The sequence below is a fragment of the Janthinobacterium sp. SUN128 genome (assembly GCF_030587275.1).
Lineage (GTDB): Bacteria > Pseudomonadota > Gammaproteobacteria > Burkholderiales > Burkholderiaceae_D > Janthinobacterium > Janthinobacterium lividum.
Map to the genome: position 1 here is coordinate 4,052,134 of NZ_JAPWHY010000001.1, position 21,349 is coordinate 4,073,482.

Consider the following 21,349-nt stretch of genomic DNA (forward strand, 5'->3'; position numbering starts at 1 on the left):
CAGCAAACAAGCAGCACGCACGCGGCGCTCCAGGACGGATGATCAATCCGGCAAGCTTACCACCGGCGCGCGCCAGACACCGCCATGCACCACGCCAGCGCACGGGTTCAGTCCCAGCGCATACGCCAGGTCGGCCGGGCGCGCGATGCGCCACAGGGCGAAATCGGCGCGTTTGCCCACCGCCAGGCTGCCCGTCTGGTCCTGCAAGCCCAGCGCGCGGGCCGCGTGGCAGGTAGCACCAGCCAGCGCTTCCTGCGGCGTGAGACGCCACAGGGTGCACGCCATGTTCATCGCCAGCAGTATTGACGTCATGGGCGACGTGCCCGGGTTGCAATCGGTGGACACGGCCATCGGCACGCCAGCCGCGCGCAATGCCGCGACAGGCGGCGGCTGCGTCTCGCGCAAAAAGTAGTACGCGCCAGGCAGCAGCACGGCCACCGTGCCATGTTGCGCCATGGCGGCGATGCCCTCGTCCGACAGGAATTCCAGGTGGTCGGCCGACAGGCCGCCGTAGCGCGCCACCAGCGCCGCACCGCCCAGGTCCGACAGCTGCTCCGCATGCAGCTTGACTGGCAGGCCCAGTGCCCTCGCCGCGTCAAACATGCGCTGCGTTTGCGCCGGCGTAAAGCCGATGCGCTCGCAAAACGCATCGACGGCATCGACCAGTCCATCGCCAGCCAACTGGGGCAGCATCTGCGCGCACAGCAGCTCGATGTAGGCGTCGGCCTGGCCCGCATATTCGGGCGGCAGCGCGTGCGCGCCGAGGAAGGTGGTGCGCACGGACACGGGCAGCTCTTGCCCGATGCGGCGCGCCACGCGCAGCATCTTCGCCTCGCTGTCCGCGTCGAGACCGTAGCCGGACTTGATCTCCAGGGTGGTCACGCCCTCGGCCAGCAGCGCCAGCACGCGGGGCAGGCTTTGCCGCAGTAATTCATCGTCGCTGGCCGCGCGCGTGGCGCGTACGGTGGACATGATGCCGCCGCCGGCGCGGCTGATGTCTTCATAGCTGGCGCCATTCAGGCGCGCCTCGAATTCGTCGCTGCGGTTGCCCGCGTGGACGATGTGCGTATGGCAGTCGATCAGGCCGGGCGTGAGCCAGCAGCCCTGGCCGTCGTGCAGCACGGCGCTACTGGCCGGCAGCTCGTCGCCGGGGCCGAACCAGGCGATGCGACCATCCTTGACGGCGATGGCCGCGTCCAGCAGTTCGCCATAGCCCTGCTCCATGGTGGCCAAATGGACGTTGTGGATGACCAGATCCCAGTCTTGCATCGCTTTCCCTCCCTAGGTAAACAGGTCGACGCACAAGACGGCCGAACGCTGCAAGGCGTCGAGCCGCCATTCCTGCGCATCGTCGGCGTCCAGCAGCAGCGCATCGTGGCGGGCCAGCGCGAACTGCTGCTCGCCACCGCGCGCCAGCACGTGGCCTTCGCCGGCGACAAACAGCAGGGTCGTCGCGCTGCGCCGCGCCAGCTTGCCCGGCGCCGTGATCTTTTCCAGCTGGTGGCGGCAGCGGTCGCGCCGCGTCATCACATTGAAATCCGTCGTCGTCCCCTTGACCTGCGCAAGCACGGCCGCTTCGCCGGGAAACCACAGCATCGGTTGCGCCGCGCTCAAGGTCACCTTGCGCGTGCCGTCGAGCGTCAGCTGCACGCTGTCGCCATCGACCAGCATCAGGCTGCGGTCGATGCCGGGAAAGCTGGAAAACGGCCCGCTGGCCGTGATCGTCGCCAGGCTGATACGCCAGTCAAATTCCATCAGGCCGGCACCGGGCGGAGAAATGGCGATTTCCATCGTGCTGCCGCCGCCGTTTTTCCACGGCGCGGCGCGCAGGCATTCCTGCGGGATGAAAGTCGCCATCAGAGCGCCCTCAGTTGCGCCAGGGTGCGCTTGTAGCCGACCGCGATGGCGTCCTGCGCCACATGGCGCCCATCGCGCACCTGCCACTGGCCGCCGCACAGCACGTCGCGCACCAGGTTGTCGTTGCCGCAGAAAAGCACGCTGCCCAGCACATTTTCGATGGCCACGCCGCACAGGTTCACATGCGTCTCGTCGAGCACCAGCAAGTCGGCGCGGCAGCCCGGCGCCAGGGCACCGAGCTTGCGCCCGGCCGCCTGCGCGCCGCCCTGCAAGGCCGCCTGCCACAGGTAGTCGCCCACATGGCGCTGGTCCGGCGTGGCGGCCACATTGCGCTGCTGGCGCTGCAAGCGCTGACCATATTCGAGCCAGCGCAATTCCTCGACGGGCGACTGCGATACATGGCTGTCGCTGCCAACGCCGAAACGCCCGCCGGCGGCGATGAATTCGGCCAGCGGGAACAGGCCGTCGCCCAGGTTTGCCTCCGTCGTCGGGCACAGGCCCGCCACGGCGCCGCTCGTAGCCATCAGCGCCACTTCATCGGGCTGCACATGCGTGGCATGCACGAGGCACCAGCGCGCATCGACGTCGACCTGGTCGTACAAGTACTGCACCGGACGCCGGCCGCTGTAATCGAGACTCTGGCGCACTTCGCCCTGCTGTTCGGCGATGTGGATGTGGATGGGGCGATCCGCGGGCAGCGCTTGCGCCACTTCGCGGATCTGCGCCACGCCAGCGGCCCGCAGCGAGTGCGGCGCAAAGCCCACCTCCACCTGCCCGCCGCGCTGCGGCGCCAGCGCCTCGACGATGCGCAGCACATCTTGCGCATCGGTGCGAAAGCGCGCCTGCTCCGCTTTCAACGCCTGCTCGCCGAAGCCAGCATGGCTGTACAGCACTGGCAGCATGGTCATGCCGATGCCGCTGATGCGCGCCGCGGCCAGCACCCGTTCGGCCGTTTCGGCGGGACGCGCATACAGCGCACCGGCCATATCGCGCTGCAGGTAGTGGAATTCGCACACCGCCGTGTAGCCATGGCGCAGGCATTCGGCAAACAGCTGCGCGGCGATGCTTTCCATCTGCTCCGGCGTGATGTGGCGCGCGAAACGGTACATCAGGTCGCGCCAGGTCCAGAAACTATCCGGCCCATCCCCCGCGACTTCCGTCATGCCGCCCAACGCTCGCTGGAAGGCATGCGAATGCAGGTTGACCATGCCGGGCAAGACATATTCGGCCACTTCGGCGCCGGCAGGCGGCGCGGCGTTTTCCGCCACCGCCGTCAAATCCCCATTCTTGTCCCATTCCAGCAGCACGTCGCGGCGCCAGCCTTGCGGCAGCAGCGCGTGGCGCGCGAACAAACACCCGCTCAACGCGCCACCCATGCCACGGCCGCTTCCATCATCTGGCGCAGCAGCGGCTGCACCTTTGCCGCCAGGTCGGGCCGGTAGCCAAATGGCGCTGCCTCATCCATGTACAGGCACTGGCACATCTCCAGCTGGATCGCATGCACGCGGCTTTCCGGCTGGCCGTAATGGCGCGTGATATGGCCGCCCTTGAAGCGGCCGTTCAGCGCCACGGTAAATGCCTCCTGCGCGCGCGCGACATCGACCACGGCGGAGGTCAGACCCGCATCGCAGCTGGCGCCATCGGCCGTGCCGAAGTTCAGGTCGGGCAGCTTGCCGTCAAAGAAGCGCGGCACGCGCGAGGCGATGGAATGGGCATCCCACAGCACCACGGCGCCATGCACACGCAGCAGACGGTCCAGTTCCGCGCGCAGCTGCGCATGATACGGCGCCCAGTAGCGCTGCAAGCGCTGCCGCACATCCTGCGCATCGGGTTCGCGGCCAGCCAGGTACAGCGGCTCGCGGTGAAAGGTATCGTTGGGCAGCAAGCCCGTCGTATCCTGGCCCGGATACAGATTCGTGTCTTCCTGCGGGCGGTTCAAGTCGATGGTGTAGCGCGACCAGCGCGCCGACAGCACGGATGCATCCATCTCCTGCAAAAAGCCATACAGCTCGCGCAGATGCCAGTCCGTGTCGGCCTTGATCAAGGCCTGCGGCGTCATGCGCGCGGCGATATCGTCCGGTATGTCGGTGCCCACGTGGGGCATCGACACGAGCAGCGGGATGCTGCCTTCGTTGAAGCGAAAATCCATGCTTGTCTCCTTGCTCCCGCTCAGGCGTACAGCGGGGCGAACAAATTCTTGCACGTGCTGCTCAACTCACCCTGCAGCACCATCTGCTTGGCCGCTTCGATATCGGGCGCGAAGAAACGGTCGGCGTCGAAGAACGGCACCTTCTGGCGCAGCTGCTGGTGGACATGCTCGAGGTGCGGCGAGGTTTTCAGCGGACGGTGGAAATCGATGCCCTGCGCGGCGGCCAGTAGCTCGATGCCGACGATGACGGCCGTGTTGTGCGCCATGTCGTCCAGGCGGCGCCCGGCGAACGTGGCCATGCTCACATGGTCTTCCTGGTTGGCGGAAGTCGGCAGGCTGTCGACGCTGGCCGGATGGGCAAGCGACTTGTTTTCCGATGCCAGCGCGGCAGCCGTCACGTGGGCGATCATGAAGCCGGAATTGACGCCCGGGTCGCGCACGAGGAAGGGCGGCAGGCCGGACAAGGTGGCGTCGATCAGCAGCGCGATGCGGCGCTCGGCCAGCGCGCCGATTTCGGAAATCGCCAGCGCCAGGGTGTCGGCGGCAAAGGCCACCGGCTCGGCGTGGAAGTTCCCGCCCGAGACGATTTCCGCCTGTCCGTTGGGACCATCCTGGAAGATCAGCGGATTGTCCGTGACGGCATTGGCTTCGATCAGCAGGGTGCGGCCGACGTTGACGATCAAATCGAGGCAGGCGCCCATGACTTGCGGCTGGCAGCGCAGGCTGTAAGGGTCCTGCACGCGCTCGTCGCCTTCCAGGTGCGAGGCGCGGATCGCGCTGTGCGCCACCAGTTGGCGATACATCTGCGCGGCCAGGATCTGTCCGGGCTGCCCGCGCACGGCGTGCACGCGCGCGTCGAACGGCGCATCGCTGCCCTTGGCCGCGTCGAGCGACAGCGCGCCCGTGACCATGGCCGCTTCCAGCAGGCGCTCGGCCATGAACAGGCCATGCAGCGCCAGCGCGTTCGACACTTGCGTGCCGTTGATCAGCGCCAGGCCCTCTTTTGCCGCCAGCACCACGGGCGCGATGCCCGCCTGCGCCAGCGCTTCGGGAGCCGCCATCAATTCACCGTTGACGCGCACGTCGCCCACGCCCAGCATGGCCAGCGTCATGTGCGACAGCGGCGCCAGGTCGCCCGAGGCGCCGACGGAACCCTTGGCGGGAATGGCCGGCATGATGCCCGCGTTGTACAGGGCGATCAGGGTATCGACGATCAGCGGGCGCACGCCGGAAAAACCGCGCGCCAGGCTGCCGATCTTCATCAGCATGATCAGGCGCACGACGGCGTCCGACAGCAGTTCTCCCGTGCCGACGGAGTGCGACAGGATCAGGTTGCGCTGCAATTGCTCGAGCTTTTCATCGGGGATGCGCGTCTTGGCGAGCAAGCCGAAACCCGTGTTGATGCCATACGCCGCATCGCCCTTGGCGACGATGGCTTGCACGGCGGCGGCCGACGCTTCGATGACGGGATAGGCCTCGGCGGCGAGGGTCAATTTTGCCGGTGCGGCCCAGACGGCGCGCAGGTCGGCCAGGGTCATCGCGCCGGGTTTTAACGTCCAACTTTTGGAGTGCTGTGTCATAGTCATTCGCGTCTAAGTCTCAAGGAAGCATGGGAAGAATCAGGCCGTTGCGCTTGGCGCAGGCGGCCGCTGTTTCGTAGCCGGCATCGGCATGGCGCATCACGCCAGAACCGCTGTCGTTGACCAGTACCCTGGCCAGGCGTTTCGCCGCCGCTTCGCTACCGTCGGCCACGATGACCATGCCCGCATGCTGAGAATACCCCATTCCCACGCCGCCGCCATGGTGCAGCGAAACCCAGGTGGCGCCGCCGGCCGTGTTCAGCATGGCGTTCAGCAGCGGCCAGTCGGAAACGGCGTCCGTGCCGTCCTTCATGCTTTCCGTCTCGCGGTTCGGGCTGGCGACGGAACCCGTATCCAGGTGGTCGCGGCCGATGACGATGGGCGCCTTCAGCTCGCCCGTGCGCACCATCTCGTTGAAGGCCAGGCCGGCGATGTGGCGCTCGCCCAGTCCCAGCCAGCAGATGCGCGCCGGCAGGCCCTGGAAGGCGATGCGCTCGCGCGCCATGTCCAGCCAGTGGTGCACCTGTTTATGGTGCGGGAACAGTTCCTTGATCTTCGCATCCGTTTTGTAGATGTCTTCCGGGTCGCCCGACAGGGCTACCCAGCGGAATGGGCCGCGGCCCTCGCAGAACTGCGGGCGGATGTAGGCGGGCACGAAGCCGGGGAAATCGAAGGCGTTCTGCACGCCCTGGTCGAACGCCACCTGGCGGATGTTGTTGCCGTAATCGACGGTGTGCACGCCCATGGCGTGGAAATCGAGCATGGCTTGCACGTGAGCGGCGCAGGAATCGGCGGCGGCAACCGTCAGGCGCGCATGGCGCTGCGGGTCCTGCTGTGCCGCCTTCCAGTCCGACACGCTCCAGCCGCGGGGCAGATAGCCGTTGACCAGGTCGTGCGCGGACGTCTGGTCCGTCACCAGGTCCGGCACCAGGCCGCCCGCTTTCGCGCGGCGCACCAGCTCCGGCAGCACTTCGGCCGCGTTACCCAGCAAGCCGATGGAGATGGCTTCCTTGCGCTCCGTATGATACTTGACCAGCTCCAGGGCTTCGTCCAGGCTGGCCGCCTGCTTGTCCAGGTAGCGCGTGCGCAAACGGAAATCGATGCTGCTTTGCTGGCATTCGATATTGAGCGACACGGCGCCCGCCATGGTGGCGGCCAACGGCTGCGCGCCGCCCATGCCGCCCAGACCCGCCGTCAGGATCCAGCGCCCGCCCCAGTCGCCGCCGAAATGCTGGCGGCCCGCTTCGGCGAAGGTTTCATACGTGCCCTGCACGATGCCCTGCGTGCCGATATAGATCCAGCTGCCGGCCGTCATCTGGCCGTACATGAACAGGCCCTGGCGATCGAGTTCGTTGAAGTGTTCCCAGTTGGCCCATTTCGGCACCAGGTTGGAATTGGCGATGAGTACGCGCGGCGCATCCGCGTGGGTCTGGAACACGCCCACCGGCTTGCCGGACTGGATCAGCAAGGTCTGGTCGTCTTCCAGCTCGCGCAAGGACGCGAGGATCTGGTCGAAACAGGCCCAGTTGCGGGCCGCGCGGCCGATGCCGCCATAGACGACCAGGTGCTGCGGATTTTCCGCCACTTCCGGGTCCAGGTTGTTTTGCAACATGCGGTAGGCCGCCTCGGCCTGCCAACTCTTGCAAGCCATGACCGTGCCGCGCGGGGCGCGGATGGTACGGCTGGCATCAAAGCGTGGATCGGTGTCCATTGTGCTGTTCATGCTGTCTCCTCGTAGGGTGCGAGCGGGCGTACTTGGCCCGCTCTGGTGCTACCAGCATAGGTTGTCTATACAACCAAGTCAACAGATTTTTGCAGGCCCAAAGTACCTATTTTTTCTCGAACACGCGCTTGCCCGCCACCCACGTTTGCAGCACCTGCGTCTTGCCGATGGCCTTGGGTTCGACCTTGAACAGGTCCTGGTCGACGACGACGAAGTCCGCCCACTTTCCCGCTTCCAGGGTGCCGATGACCTTTTCCTGGTGCGCCGCCCAAGCCGCGTCGAGGGTGAAGCAGCGCAGCGCTTCCGTCACCGTCATCGCTTGCTGCGGGTACCAGCCACCGGCAGGGAAGCCTTCGCTATTCTGCCGCGTCACGGCCGCGTGGATGCCCTCGAACGGGTTCGGCGACTCGATGGGGAAATCGGAACCGCAGGCGATGCGCGAGCCCAGCTTGAGGAAGGTGCGCCACGCATACGCGCCCTTGATGCGCTCGTGACCCACGCGCTGCTCCGCCATGTTCTGGTCCGAGGTGGCGTGCGTCGGCTGCATCGACGGCACGATGCCCAGCGCCTTGAAACGGGGGATGTCGGACAACTGCACCACCTGCGCGTGCTCCATGCGGTGGCGCAGGCCCACGCTGCGGTATTGCGCGGTCAAGGCCTGGTAGCCGTCGAGGATTTGATGGTTGCCCGCGTCGCCGATGGCGTGCACATTGACCTGGTAGCCGGCGCGCATGGCTTTTTCCATCTTCGCGCGCATGGCAGCGTCAGGGTAGAACAGCAGGCCGCTTGTAGCAGGATCGTCGCTGTACGGCGCCAGCAAGGCCGCGCCGCGGCTGCCCAGGGCGCCGTCGGACAGCAGTTTCACGGCGCGCAAGGCATACATGTCGCGCGCATAGCTATTTACAGGGCCGTTTTTCGCCAGCGCGTCGAAGTCGTCCGTCGTATCCGCGATCATGCCGTACACGCGCACCGTCAGCTTGCCGTGGTCCGCGTAATCGCGGAACAGCCGGTCCTGCATCTGGCCGATGCCCGCATCGTGCACGCTGGTCAGCCCCGCTTGCGACAGCTGCGCCAGCGCGCCATCGAGGGCGGCGCGGTTTTCCACGTCGCCCGGCTTGGGCAGCACTGCATCCATCAAGTCCATGGCGTTGTCGACCAGCACACCGGTGGCATTGCCGTCCGCGTCGCGTTCGATCTTGCCGCCCGCCGGATCTTGTGTGGCGCGCGTGATGCCGGCCAGCGCCAGCGCGCGGCTGTTGGCCCAGCCCGCGTGGCCATCGACCCTGCGCAGCCACACGGGCCGCGCGCTTTCGGCCGCATCGAGTTCGGCTGCCGTGGGAAAGCGCCCCAGCTTCCAGATTTCCTGATTCCAGCCATTGCCGATCACCCAGCTGCGCTCCGGATGCGCTTTGGCGAAGTCGCCCACGGCCTGCACGGCGGCCGGCAGCGAGGAGGAACCGTACAGCATCACGCCGCTGGCGATCGTCCCCAGGCCGAACACGTGACCATGCGCGTCGATCAGGCCTGGCAGCACGGTTTTTCCCTGCACGTCGACATGGATGGCGCCCTTGGCCGCCTTGCGTTTCACCTGCGCGGCGCTGCCGACGGCGAGCAGCTTGCCCCCGTCGTCAAACGCCAGCGCCGTGAAACGCAGCACCTTGCCGGCTGCGTTGAGCGTGTAGCCGTTGGCATTGTCGATGACGGTATCGGCATACGCGTGGCCGAGGGCCCCCAGGCAGGCGAGCGTGAGCAAGGTGCGGCGCAGTGGCAAGGTCGGCATTTCCATCTCCAGGTCTTTTAGTCGTTAGCAAAAAGACGAGTGTATAGAAATTGGCAAAATGGTCAATCAGGCAGCGCGGGGCGCTCGTACCATCAGCCAGTAATCGCAGCCCGTGACGGCTTCCGCGTAGCGTCCCGCCGCCACGAAGCCAAGACGGGCATAGAACGGCAGGCTGCGCTCGTTGTAGGTCTCCAGGAAGCACGCGGCACGCGCCGCATCGACGACCGCCAGTCCCGGCGCCAGCACGGACGCGCCCAGCCCCTGCCCTTGCGCGGCCGGGGCGATGCCGGCGATCGACAGATACCAGGCATCCTGCAAACCGTGCGGCGCCAGCGCGTGCTCCATGTTCGCGACGATGGCCGTGAAATGCGCGAAGCCCAGCTCCCCCAGCAGCGCGCGCAAGGCGGCTTCGCGCTGCGCATAGGCCGCCTGGCGCTGGGCTGCCGGCGTGTCCGTGGTCCAGATGGCGGCGCCATTGCCCGCGTCATCCGCCAGGTCGACGCGCCCCGCCTGGCGGCCTTCTTCCAGCGCCAGCGCGAAGTAGGCTTCCAGCATGGCCAGCCGCGCCGTCTCGTCGTCGCCGCACGCCACCGTGACGGTGCGGTAGAACGGATCGCCGGTCAGGGCGGCGGCCAGGCTGCGGGCGGTGCGGGAAGCTTCGGCGTGGGAAACTGCGATGCTGGACGGGCTGGACATGAGGTCGCTTTCTTTGGGTTGTAACGCCCGGCATCTTAACGCAAGCGCGCAGGCCTTGCGCCCGGTCAATGCCACCAGGGCGCCATGGGCATACCCTGGCATTTTCACGCGAAGCGCGCCATGGCCGGGCAGCATGTCGCGTGACCTTACTTGGCCCCGTCCTCCGGCTTTTGCGCCGGCGCCCTGAACCACTGCTCCGGCGGCACCACATGCGACTCTTTCGGGTCATCGATGTAGTGCGGCGAGGTGATCTGCACGTCGAATTCGTTGAAGACGTCGATGATGTTCTGGTGCAAGCGGTTCAGTACTTCGGCGCGCTGGCGCGGGACTTCGGCGCTGGCGTAGGCGACGAGGCGGTATTGCACGTAGTAATCTTGCAGGGCCAGCTGCATCACGTACGGTTTCGGCGTGGTGGACAGTTCCGTCGTGCGCGAGGCGGCCAGTTCCAGCATGGCGTGCACTTGCCGCCATGGCGTGGCATAGCCGATGGTGACGGTGGAATCGAGCACGAAGCCGCCGCCGGGCTGGGCGCGCGAATAGTTCTTTGTCGTTTGCGACATCACCCAGGCGTTTGGCAAGGCCACCTCTTCCCCGAGGCCCGTGCGCAGCCGCGTTTCGAACATGCCCACGTCGACCACCGTGCCTTCGCTGTCGCCCACGCGCACATATTCTCCCTTGCGCAGGGCCCGCGTGTACATCAGGATCAGGCCGCTGGCGCCCTGGCCCACGATGCTCGACGCGCCGATCGACACCATCAGGCCCACCAGCACGGACAGTCCCTGGAAGGCGGCCGTATGCGAGCCGGGCAGATACGGATACGCCATGGCCAGCGCAAACAGCCAGATCACCACGCTGGCGATGCGGCGCGTCGGCAGGGCCGTATCCTTGTCCAGCCAGCCGATTTGCAGTTCCCCGCTTTCCACGCGCTTGAACAGCGAGGCGGCCGTGGCGGCGATCAGGCGCGCGATGGCGAAGATCACGCAGACCAGCACCAGCCCCGGCAAGGCGCCGATGATGGCGTGGAAGACGTCGGCGGCCACGTCGAACAAATAGCCGCTCAGGCTTTCGCCCCAGGAACGCGTGTAGGGCAGGCGGCCCAGCACGAAGGCGGCCCACAGATAGGTGGCCATCAGGCGCAAGCCCCACAGCACGGCGCTCAGCAGCTGATACGCGAAGGCGATGTAGTGTTCGGCATCGAGCACGCGCACATTCTTCAGGCGCACGTCGCGCAGGCGCGAGGCCAGCAGGATGCCGCTGCGGCGCTTGGCCCAGTGGTACAAACGCGTCAAGCCCATCCACACCAGCCAGAACACGAGGGTGGCGGCCGCGCACACGGCGGCCGCGATCGACAGGTAGCGCCAGCTGCCCTGTTCGCGGTAATCGAGCACGGCCTTGCTCAACTCGCCGGCAGCCGTTTTCGCCACGCTTTCCGTCGTGTCGCCGGCCAGCTGGTTGACATCGCCAGGCACGACGACGAACAGCTGCACGCCATCGAGCAGCACTTGCGTGCCTTCGGGAATCATCCGCGTGCTCGTCTGCAAGGGGCCATTCTTGGCCAGCACGCCTTCCAGCCGGCGCTGCGCGCCCGTGGCTCGCTCATCGGGCGGATAGCCGGCCAGCGCGGCGCGAAAGACAAACACTTTGCGGTTGGCAAACATCAGCGGCGCCGTCCTGGCCGCCGCGGCCTGCGACGGCGCCACGACGGACGCGGCCTCCGCAACGAGCGCCGGCACGCCGTCGTCCGCATGGGCTGCGGGCAGCAGGAAAATGGTCAACAGGCACAACAGGCGGAGCAGCGCGGACATGGCAGAAATGAAAGAGTGACAAGAAGCAGCCATCATGCCATGTAATCCTGGAAACTCAAGCGCCGCAGCTAGTCTTCAACTCGCATCATGAAAAATGATGCCCAGGGTGTGACGCAAGCCCGAACGCAGGCGCGACACGCCGTGGCGCATGTTGACGCGGTAACTGCCGCGCGTGCCATGCACGGGGCGTTGCGCGACGGGAAAGAGCACGGCGTCGCCCTGCGCCAACGGCACCACTTCGGCGCGCGACTGCATGCGCGGGCGCTGCTCCGTCAGCACGAACTCGCCGCCCGTGAAATCCTCGTGCGGGCGCGACAGCAGCACGGCCAGTTGCAGCGGAAACACGTGCTCGCCATACAGATCCTGGTGCAGGCAGTTGTAATCGCCCTCGCGGTAGCGCAAGAGCAAGGGTGTGGGCCGGGTTTGCCCCGCCGCATGACAGCGCGCCAGGAAATCCCCGTGCGCCACAGGAAAGCGGCTGTCGATGCCCATGCTGGCGTGCCAGCGGTTGGCAATGGCCGCCAGCGGCGGATACAAGGCAGCGCGCAGCTCGGCGACCGGCTGCGGCAGCGGATAGGCCCAATACTGGTACTCGCCCTGGCCAAAACCATGGCGCTGCATCACCACCCTGCTGCGAAAACGCGCTGATTCTTCGTACTGGGCAGCCAGCGCCGCGCAGGCATCCGCGGCCAGCAGGGCCGGCATGACGGCACAGCCGTATTGATTCAGCTCATCCTCGATCTGCTGCCAGTCCAGCGCCCTCACCGTTCACCCTCGCGCTCGAGCAGCGCCTGCTTGCGCTCCACGCCCCAGCGGTAGCCGGACAGCGCGCCATCGTTGCGCACCACGCGGTGGCAGGGGATGGCGACGGCCAGGGCATTCGCGGCGCAGGCACCGGCCACGGCGCGCGCGCCTTGCGGGGTGCCGATGCGCCGCGCCAGCTCGGCATAGCTGACCGTGCTGCCGGCGGGAATCTCGCGCAAGGCTTGCCACACGCGCTGCTGGAACACCGTGCCGCGCACGTCGAGCGGCAAGTCCAGGCCCAGGCCCGGCGCTTCGACCAGGCCGACGACTTGCGCCACCGTCTGCTCGTACTCGGGCTCGGCGCCGCGCAGCTCGGCGCGGGGAAAGCGGTCCTGCAAGTCGCGCAGCAGCACTTCCGGGTCGTCATCGATCAAGATCGCGCAGATGCCCTTGTCCGTGCTGGCCACGAGGATGGCGCCCAGCGAGCAGGCGCCGATGGCGAAACGGATCACGGCGCCGCTGCCGCCGTCGCGGAACGCGCCCGGCGTCATGCCCAGCAAGCCTGGCGTGGCGGCATACAGGCGGCCGCTGGAATTGAAGCCGGCCGCGTATAACGTTTCCGTGACATTGCCCGCGCCCTGCAAGCCGGCCTTCAGGCGCTCGCCGCGCCGCGCCGCCGCATATGCTTTCGGCGTGATGCCCGTGTGCGCCTTGAAGACGCGGTGAAAGTGAAAGCGGCTCATGCCGGCGGCCCTGGCAAGGCTGTCCAGATCGGGCAGCTCGTCGCTGGCGTCGATCAGGCGGCAGATGTCGGCCACGATGGCCGCCTGGCGCTGGGCCAGCGGCGGCAGACTCGGCTTGCAGCGCAGGCAGGGACGAAAGCCGGCCGCCTCCGCCTGCTCGCAACTGGCGTGGAAAGCCACGTTGCAGCGCAAGGCAGGGCGCGCCGCGCAAGATGGCCGGCAATACACACCCGTCGTGCGCACCGAATAGTAAAAGACGCCATCGGCGTCGGGCGCGCGCCGCTGCAGGGCATCCCAGCGTTCATCGTCAGTCAGGTAAGCGTGTTCCATGGCGAACTCCGTGCAAGTCTATAGTAAGAGCCTATCCCAGTAGATGAATACATCCCCTGCTGGCGCACCTCAGAAGCGGGGACGGCGTTGCTCGTCGTCGCGTGGCTCGCCACGCGTCCTCCTCACGCCTTGTCCGCGCTCCTGATGAACTGCCAGCAGAAGACGCTCCCTACTGGGATAGGCTCCAAGTCACCAGCATAGCCAGCGCCCATGCGCGCCGCACTCCGGCGCTTGCTTTTGAATTCAAAAAAGGCTGGCGGCAGGCATCGCGCTCGGTGCTAAAATCGGCCATCGCGCCTCCAGCCGGCGGCGCGCCCTGCCCGTGCCCCGGAGAAACCGCATTGGACGACCACAATACACAAGAAAATACGCCCATTTTCCAGCGCATCAAGGATTTTCTGCTGGCCGGCATCGCCGCCGGACGCTGGAAGGAAGGCGACGTGATTCCCTCCGAGCAAGCGCTGGTAAAGCAATTCGGCGTCTCGCGCATGACGGTCAACCGCGCCGTGCGCGAACTGACCAGCGAGCAGGTGCTGACGCGGCGCCAGGGATCCGGCACCTATGTGGCGCAGCAAAAGTACCAGGCGACCTTGTTGGAAATCAAGAGTATCGCCGATGAAGTGCGCGCGCGCGGACATATCCACCGCAGCAGCTTGCAATTGCTGGAACGCACCAAGGCGTCCGACCTGCTGGCCAAGCAATTTGGATTGCCGCCGGAACACCCGCTGTTTCATTCGCTGATCGTGCATTTTGAAAACGGCGTGCCGATCCAGGTGGAAGACCGCTGGGTCAATCCCGAGTGCGCGCCCGACTACATGACGCAGGATTTTTCCAGCATCACGCCGAACGAATACCTGATGGCCGCCGCGCCCCTGCAAGGCGCCACCTACAGCATCGAAGCGCTGTCGGCGCCGCGCGACATCGCCGAAATGCTGGCCATCGACACCAAGCAGCCTTGCCTGGTGCTGCGCCGCCAGACCCGCTCGGGCGGCAAGATCGCCTCGATCGCCACCATGTGGCATCCCGGACACCGCTATCAGTTCGCCGGCAGTTTTAGCTAAGGCTATCGCCTCGATTGAGTAGCACGATTTCGCGTCAACTTTCTCACGAATTCTCACCAAATCGTGAAAAAAACAGCCATTTCGGGGTGAAAAAAAATCCCGTTTTGGCCGTTTCTGAAACTAAATACTCCGAGTAAATATTCGATGCTATAGTTGCCGCCAGAAAGCGCCGCAGGCGTTTATTTGAGCGCGCCTCATGTACTGCCAGCCTAGTCCAATCACGCCCCAGAAAGGGATGCATTTGTCGTATTGCAGCCACACGAGTTTCAGCGCACCACGCCCTCGGCGCCCTGCGCTGCGCCGGCTCGCTCATACGATGCTGGCGGCAGGCATGGCGCTTTCGCTGCCGGTGCAGGCGGCGGCGCCCGGCATGGCGCCGGCATTGCTGTGGCCGTATGCTGCCGCCAGTGCCACCGCCCTGGCGGGACTGGCTTGCTGGCAAGCCTGGCGCTTGCGCCAGCAGTTGCGCCGCCAGCCCCAGCCCGCGCATGCCCAGGCCGAGCAGGATGCCATGCAAGCCTTGCGCGGCGCCACCATGGCCGGCTGGACCTGGCGCCGCCAGTCCGACCGGCTGCAGTTCGCGCCCCAATACCAGGACGTCCTGGGCGACAAGCATGCCCAGCTCGAGCATGCACTGGCCGACTGGCTGGCCGAAGTCCACCGCGATGACCGTGCGCGCCTGAGCCTGGCCTTTCGCCAGCATCTGGACGGCCAGACGCCCGGCACCTTCAATTGCGAATTCCGTTTGCGTCACAGCGACGGCCACTGGCGCTGGCTGCTGGCGCGCGGCGCCGTCCTGTCGCGCGCCTCGGATGGCGCCGCCACGCAGGCCAGCGGCATCGTCTGCGATATCAGCGAGCGCAAGCAGGACGAGCAATCGCGCATGCGTTCGATGCTGGAAGCGGCGCCCGAAGCCATGCTGGTGGCCGACGTCGAGGGCAAGGTGCATTATGCCAACCAGATCGGCGCGCGCTGCTTCGGCTATCCGCTGGCCGAATTGACGGGCATGTCGCTGGAGCAATTGGTACCGGAAAGCACGCCCAGCCAATCCGTGGGCGACCCGCAAGGGCGGCACAGCCTGCCGGGCCGGGTGATGATGGCGCGCCGCCGCGACGGCACGCACTTCCCCGCCAAGGTCAGCCTGTCGCCGCTGCGGATGGCCGGGCAAGTGTTTTCCATCGTCTCGCTGCGCGACATGACGCAGCGGCAACGCGCCGAGGAAGCGCTGCACGCCAGTTCGGAACGCTACCGCCTGATCGTGCAGACGGCCGCCGAAGGCATCTGGATGACGGATGCGAACGGCAAGACCACGTTCGTCAACCCGAAGATGGCGCACATGCTGGGCTACACGGTGCAGGAAATGCTGGGCCGTCCCCTGCTCGACTTCATGGACCGCGACAGCCAGTTGCTGATGCAGCGCCGCCTGGCCAGCCATGGCAGCTTCGCCAGCCAGCCGGACCAGGTCGATTTCCGCTTCTTCCGCAAGGATCAGTCCAGCCTGTGGGGCTTGCTGTCGAGTACCAGCATCCAGTCGGACAATGGCGAACCGGGCGGCACCCTGGCGATGATTACCGACATCACGGAGCGGCGCCAGGCATCGATCGCGCTGTCGAACTCGAGCCAGCGCATGGCGTCCGTGTTCGGCGCCGTGACAAATGGCCTGGTGGTGCAGGACAGCCACGGCCACATATTGGAAAGCAACGCCGCCGCCGAACGCATGCTGGCGGCCAGTCCGGCCGGCAACAGCCTGTGGCAAGCCATCCGCGAAGACGGTTCCGCCTTCGACCAGCGCAGCCATCCCGTGCACATCACCCTGTCGACGGGCGAGGCCATGCGCGACGTGCTGATGGGCGTGCAGCAGCCCGACGGCAGCCTGTCGTGGCTATCCGTGAATACCGAGGCCATCCGCGATGAATACGGCAAGGTGGGCATGGTGGTGGCCAGCCTGACGGACATCACGTATCACAAGCGCAGCGAAAGCGCCTTGCGCGAACTCAATGAACATCTGGAAGAGCGCGTGGCGCAGCGCACGGAGCAGCTGGACCAGGCCAAGCAGGTGGCCGAAGAAGCGAGCCTGGCGAAGGGACAATTCCTGGCCAACATGAGCCATGAAATCCGCACGCCGATGAATGGCGTGATCGGCATGGCGTATCTCGCCCTGAAGACGGACCTGGAACCGCGCCAGCGCGACTACCTGGAAAAAATCCGCTTCGCAGGAGAACATTTGCTGGGCATCATCGACGATATCCTCGACATCTCGAAAATCGAGGCAGGCAAGCTGGAAATCGAGCGCGTCAACTTCAGTTTCGACCATGTGGTGCAAACGCTGATGACGGTGGTCGCGCCTCGCGCCGCCGGCAAGAACCTGGAACTGCTGTTCGAGATCGACCCGCAATTGCCCGCCGTGCTCGTGGGCGACCCGCTGCGCCTGGGGCAAGTGCTGATCAACTACGCCAATAACGCCATCAAGTTCAGCGAACAGGGCAGCATTACCGTGAAAGTGCGCAGGGTGGTGGCGGACGCGAAACACTGCCTCGTGCGCTTTGAAGTGTGCGACCACGGCATCGGCCTGTCGCAGGATGAAATGAGCAAGCTCTTCCAGTCCTTCCAGCAGGCCGACACCTCCACCACGCGCGAATATGGCGGCACGGGCCTGGGCCTGGCCATCTGCAAGCAGCTGGCACAGCTGATGGGCGGCGACGTGGGCGTCGACAGCCGTCCCGGCGCCGGCAGCACCTTCTGGTTCACGGCCAACCTGGGCATTTCCGACCAGGCCGCGCCCGCCATGCTTGACAGCATGGTGCAGACGGCGGCCGCCATGCGCGCCAGCGCCGACGCGGCCCTGGTGATGCGCACGCTCAAGCATGCGCGCATCCTGCTGGTGGAAGACAATACGTTCAACCAGCAAGTGGCGCTGGAATTGCTGGAGGAAGCGGGCGCCTCCGTCTGCCTGGCCAACAATGGCGAAGAGGCGCTCGACCTGCTGCGCCAGACGCAGTTCGACTGCGTGCTGATGGACGTGCAGATGCCGCTGATGGATGGCTTGCAGGCAACGCGCCACATCCGCGCCGACCCGCAGCTGGCGCACCTGCGCGTGCTGGCCATGACGGCCACGGCCACCAGCGAAGACCGCGTGCGCTGCCTGGAAGCGGGCATGGACGATTTCATTTCCAAGCCCATCCAGCCGGCCATGATGTACCAGACCATCGCCAGCTGGCTGCCGGCGCACGAAACGCCGCCGCCACCGGCGCGCAGCCGCGCCGCGCCCGCCTTCAAGACCACCCTGGCCGGCGACCCGCAAGTGATCGACCTGTCCATCCTGGCCAAATTGCTGGGCTACAACCCGGAAAAGGTGCGCAAGTTCGCCTTCAAGTTCCTGCAGACCACGCAGGATGGCTTTGGCGACATCGATGCGGCCCTGGCGCGCGGCGACGTGCAGCAGGTGCGCGAACTGGGACACCGCATCAAGTCATCGGCGCGCACCGTGGGCGCCCTGGGGCTGGCCGAACTGTGCCACAACCTGGAAACCCTGGCGCCGGGCGAACCGGCCGACGAGGCAGAGCGGGCACGGCGCATCGTTACGCGCCTGTGGCCCCTGCTGGAACAGATTACCGAACAAATCATGAATAACACCAGCTTTGCCAATGACGATTAGCTATCGCCAAATTGGGTTGCGGCAAGGTATCGGCATCGACAGCGATGCATATCAATAGAAAGACATGACGATGAACACTGTATCAAACCAAGCAAGCCAGGAACACAACGAAGCGGGCCTGGCGCCATTGCGCGTGCTGCTGCTGGACGACGACGTTTTCATGCTCGACGTGCTCAGCGACATGCTCGAACAGATGGGCCAGTTCGACATCCGCTGCGAGTCGCACAGCGATCAGGCGCTGGCCACCCTCAAGCAGCACCAGCCCGACCTGCTGATCTGCGACCTGTCCATGCCCGACATCGACGGCATCGAATTCTTGCGCATGGCGGCGGAAAACGGCTTCCGCGGCGGCGTGGTCCTGCTGTCGGGCCTGCATTCGGCCGTGCGCCTGGCGGCCGAGCGCCTGGCCATGGCGAATGGCCTGCATATCCTGGGCACCTTCCGCAAGCCGATGGAAAGCGCGGAATTGCAGCTCATGGTGAACTTGCAACTGCAGCACACGGCGCGTCTGGCCAACGTACAAGCCTGATCGAGGGGCCGGCCGGGAGGGCAGGCACGGCGCTGCAGGCCAGCAGGCATGCGGCTTTGCCGCCCTGCGGCCACGCACAGGAGGGATATGCTGGCGATATGCCTCAAGTTTTTCTGCAATAATCGCCACGCTTTGAAAAAATGGGTTATTATTTCAGCCATCCCCGCCTGCATACCTCTGGTCGCACCTTCCAAGACATTGAAGTCGTGCCCATTGTCCCCATCTTCTAACTGCATTCCAGGAAGCATGGATGGCGAACCAGCGTATGGTTAATTCCAGGCATTATTGATCCCACCCTCATTTGAGGAAAATATGAGCGAAAATATCAAACACATTAGCGATGCATCTTTTGAAGCAGACGTCCTGAAATCCGAGTTGCCAGTATTGGTCGACTTCTGGGCAGAATGGTGCGGTCCCTGCAAGGCCATCGCCCCGATCCTGGAAGAAGTGGCCAAGGAATACGCCGGCCGCATCCAGATCGCCAAGATGGACGTGGACGCCAACCAGGCAGTGCCTGCCAAATTCGGCATCCGCGGCATCCCGACCCTGATCCTGTTCAAGGATGGTGTTGCAGCTGCTCAAAAAGTGGGCGCCATGGCCAAGGGCCAGTTGACCGCTTTCGTCGACAGCAACATTTAATGTATGATGGGCAGCGCTGCGCCCGCAGCGCCGCCTGACTGGAACCACCGGGAAGCGGCTTTGCCTCATTCGTGCACAGCCTTCCCGAATAATTAATCAACGCCACGCAGTCCCCTCCCCTACCTTTACATCCCGTCTCGGGACACTCAACACATATGCATTTATCCGAACTAAAGGCCCTACACGTATCCGCCCTGCTTGAGATGGCGATCGGTCTTGACATTGACAACGCAGCCCGCTTGCGCAAACAGGAGCTGATGTTCGCTATCCTGAAAAAACGCGCCAAGTCCGGCGAACAGATTTTTGGCGATGGCGCCCTGGAAGTGCTGCCTGACGGCTTCGGCTTCCTGCGCTCGCCCGACGCCAGCTACATGGCGTCCACCGACGACATTTACATCTCCCCTTCGCAAATCCGCCGCTTCAATCTGCACACCGGCGATTCGATCGAAGGCGAGGTACGGACCCCGAAAGATGGCGAACGCTATTTCGCATTGGTCAAAGTCGACAAGGTCAACGGCGAATCGCCGGAGATGTCGAAACACCGCATCCTGTTTGAAAACCTGACGCCGCTGCACCCGAACGAGCCGCTGCGCCTGGAACGTGAAATGAATGGCCAGGAAAACATCACCGGCCGCATCATCGACCTGATCGCCCCGATCGGCAAAGGCCAGCGCGGCTTGCTGGTGGCATCGCCGAAATCCGGTAAATCCGTGATCCTGCAGCACATCGCCCATGCGATCACGGCAAATCATCCGGACATCACCCTGATCGTGCTGCTGATCGACGAACGTCCGGAAGAAGTTACCGAAATGCAACGTTCGGTCCGCGGCGAAGTCGTCGCCTCGACCTTCGACGAGCCAGCCACGCGCCACGTGCAAGTGGCCGAGATGGTGCTGGAAAAAGCCAAGCGCCTGGTCGAAATGAAAAAAGACGTGGTCATCCTGCTCGACTCGATCACCCGTCTGGCGCGTGCCTACAACACCGTCATCCCTGCCTCGGGCAAGGTGCTGACCGGTGGTGTCGACGCGAATGCGCTGCAACGTCCAAAACGCTTCTTCGGCGCCGCGCGCAATATCGAAGAAGGCGGCTCGCTGACCATCATCGCCACGGCGCTGATCGAAACGGGCTCGCGCATGGATGACGTGATCTTTGAAGAATTCAAGGGTACCGGCAACATGGAAGTGCATCTGGAACGCCGTCTGGCCGAAAAACGCGTCTACCCGGCAATCAACCTGAACAAATCGGGTACCCGCCGCGAAGAACTGCTGATCAAGCCGAACGAGCTGCAAAAAATCTGGATTTTGCGCAAGTTGCTGTACTCGATGGACGAGATCGAGGCGATGGAGTTCATTCTCGACAAGATGAAAGCCACAAAGAACAACGCCGAGTTCTTCGACATGATGCGTAGAGGCGGCTAAAACCTACTGCGCGGCCACATTTTCGATCTCCGTTGCTCACTGTACTAAAGTACAGTTCCGCTACTCAATCGCAACTGTGGCCTGCTCGCTACGGTTTTATCTCGCCTCTCACTTAGGTGCAAGCCGCTCATTGAGCGGCTTTTTTATTGCCTGCGGCCGAAAAGCGCTATATAATCGACGGTTGCATTATTTTAAACCCTGGCAAGTGATCGGCAATCGGGTCAAGAAGCTGGACGACCGACGAAGTGCTGTTTGGCTACCAAACTAGAGAGAAGACCATGAAAGTCGATACCCATCCAGAATACCGCGAAGTTGTTTTCCACGATCTGTCGTGCGATTTCAAATTCGTTACCCGCTCGACCATCCAAACCCGCGAAAAAATCACCCACGACGGTAAAGAATACCCACTGGTGAAGATCGAGGTTTCGGCTGAATCGCACCCATTCTTCACGGGCAAGCACAAAATCGTCGATACCGCTGGTCGCGTCGAGAAGTTCCGTCAGAAGTTCGGTTCGGTTGGTTCGAAAACCGCAGTCGCAGCAGGCTAATTTTTGCCGCTCTGCGGCAAAAAAGGGCAGCTTCGGCTACCAAGAAAAAGGCAGCCACGGCTGCCTTTTTTGTCTTTGGCCGCTTTACTTTA

Annotated in this window: 17 protein-coding genes; 6 read left to right on the plus strand and 11 right to left on the minus strand. The window is 64.7% G+C overall.

Annotated features, from left to right (window positions below; all coding sequences use genetic code 11):
* Positions 1-42: 42 nt before the first annotated feature.
* From hutI to ada, 11 genes are all read right to left on the minus strand, one after another.
* Positions 43-1,269 carry an imidazolonepropionase gene (gene hutI / locus O3297_RS18320; RefSeq protein WP_305049367.1) on the minus strand — a complete coding sequence of 409 codons (1,227 nt, stop codon included), beginning with the start codon at positions 1,267-1,269 and terminating at the stop codon, positions 43-45.
* A 12-nt stretch (positions 1,270-1,281) separates the two neighbouring features.
* Positions 1,282-1,857, minus strand: coding sequence for a HutD family protein (locus O3297_RS18325; protein ID WP_099389096.1), 576 nt, complete (start codon positions 1,855-1,857; stop codon positions 1,282-1,284).
* Complete coding sequence (locus O3297_RS18330) at positions 1,857-3,233, minus strand: formimidoylglutamate deiminase (protein ID WP_305049368.1); 1,377 nt, start codon at positions 3,231-3,233, stop codon at positions 1,857-1,859. Before O3297_RS18330 ends, O3297_RS18325 begins: the two co-directional genes overlap by 1 nt.
* A complete protein-coding gene (gene hutG, locus O3297_RS18335; RefSeq protein WP_305049369.1) occupies positions 3,218-4,006 on the minus strand; it encodes an N-formylglutamate deformylase in 789 nt (262 codons plus the stop codon). Before hutG ends, O3297_RS18330 begins: the two co-directional genes overlap by 16 nt.
* A gap of 20 nt (positions 4,007-4,026) precedes the next feature.
* Positions 4,027-5,586: a histidine ammonia-lyase gene (gene hutH / locus O3297_RS18340; RefSeq protein ID WP_034780488.1), complete on the minus strand. Its 1,560-nt coding sequence runs from the start codon at positions 5,584-5,586 to the stop codon at positions 4,027-4,029.
* Between the two features lie 19 nt (positions 5,587-5,605).
* Complete coding sequence (gene hutU / locus O3297_RS18345) at positions 5,606-7,309, minus strand: urocanate hydratase (RefSeq protein ID WP_034780490.1); 1,704 nt, start codon at positions 7,307-7,309, stop codon at positions 5,606-5,608.
* A 106-nt stretch (positions 7,310-7,415) separates the two neighbouring features.
* Entirely contained in the window at positions 7,416-9,089 is a 1,674-nt protein-coding gene (locus O3297_RS18350; RefSeq protein WP_305049370.1) for an amidohydrolase, read from the minus strand.
* A gap of 66 nt (positions 9,090-9,155) precedes the next feature.
* Positions 9,156-9,785 (minus strand): N-acetyltransferase, encoded by a 630-nt coding sequence (locus O3297_RS18355; RefSeq protein ID WP_305049371.1) that lies wholly within the window; start codon positions 9,783-9,785, stop codon positions 9,156-9,158.
* Between the two features lie 146 nt (positions 9,786-9,931).
* Positions 9,932-11,590, minus strand: a complete 1,659-nt coding sequence (locus tag O3297_RS18360; RefSeq protein WP_211548300.1) for a mechanosensitive ion channel family protein — start codon at positions 11,588-11,590, stop codon at positions 9,932-9,934.
* 75 nt (positions 11,591-11,665) lie between these two features.
* Positions 11,666-12,295 carry a 2OG-Fe(II) oxygenase gene (locus O3297_RS18365; RefSeq protein ID WP_305049707.1) on the minus strand — a complete coding sequence of 210 codons (630 nt, stop codon included), beginning with the start codon at positions 12,293-12,295 and terminating at the stop codon, positions 11,666-11,668.
* 56 nt (positions 12,296-12,351) lie between these two features.
* Positions 12,352-13,407: a bifunctional DNA-binding transcriptional regulator/O6-methylguanine-DNA methyltransferase Ada gene (gene ada / locus O3297_RS18370; RefSeq protein ID WP_305049372.1), complete on the minus strand. Its 1,056-nt coding sequence runs from the start codon at positions 13,405-13,407 to the stop codon at positions 12,352-12,354.
* 341 nt (positions 13,408-13,748) lie between these two features.
* Between ada and hutC the strand changes: the two genes are divergently transcribed.
* The 6 genes from hutC to O3297_RS18400 all read left to right on the plus strand — a co-directional run bounded on the left by hutC (position 13,749) and on the right by O3297_RS18400 (position 21,257).
* A complete protein-coding gene (hutC, locus tag O3297_RS18375; protein WP_070254615.1) occupies positions 13,749-14,468 on the plus strand; it encodes a histidine utilization repressor in 720 nt (239 codons plus the stop codon).
* Between the two features lie 331 nt (positions 14,469-14,799).
* Positions 14,800-18,123: a PAS domain-containing hybrid sensor histidine kinase/response regulator gene (locus tag O3297_RS18380; RefSeq protein ID WP_034780814.1), complete on the plus strand. Its 3,324-nt coding sequence runs from the start codon at positions 14,800-14,802 to the stop codon at positions 18,121-18,123.
* A 70-nt stretch (positions 18,124-18,193) separates the two neighbouring features.
* Positions 18,194-18,652, plus strand: coding sequence for a response regulator (locus O3297_RS18385; protein WP_052140021.1), 459 nt, complete (start codon positions 18,194-18,196; stop codon positions 18,650-18,652).
* A 312-nt stretch (positions 18,653-18,964) separates the two neighbouring features.
* Positions 18,965-19,291 carry a thioredoxin TrxA gene (gene trxA / locus O3297_RS18390; protein WP_034780502.1) on the plus strand — a complete coding sequence of 109 codons (327 nt, stop codon included), beginning with the start codon at positions 18,965-18,967 and terminating at the stop codon, positions 19,289-19,291.
* A gap of 155 nt (positions 19,292-19,446) precedes the next feature.
* Positions 19,447-20,709, plus strand: coding sequence for a transcription termination factor Rho (gene rho, locus O3297_RS18395; protein ID WP_034746249.1), 1,263 nt, complete (start codon positions 19,447-19,449; stop codon positions 20,707-20,709).
* Positions 20,710-20,987: 278 nt separating this feature from the next.
* A complete protein-coding gene (locus tag O3297_RS18400; RefSeq protein ID WP_034746247.1) occupies positions 20,988-21,257 on the plus strand; it encodes a type B 50S ribosomal protein L31 in 270 nt (89 codons plus the stop codon).
* Positions 21,258-21,349: the final 92 nt, after the last annotated feature.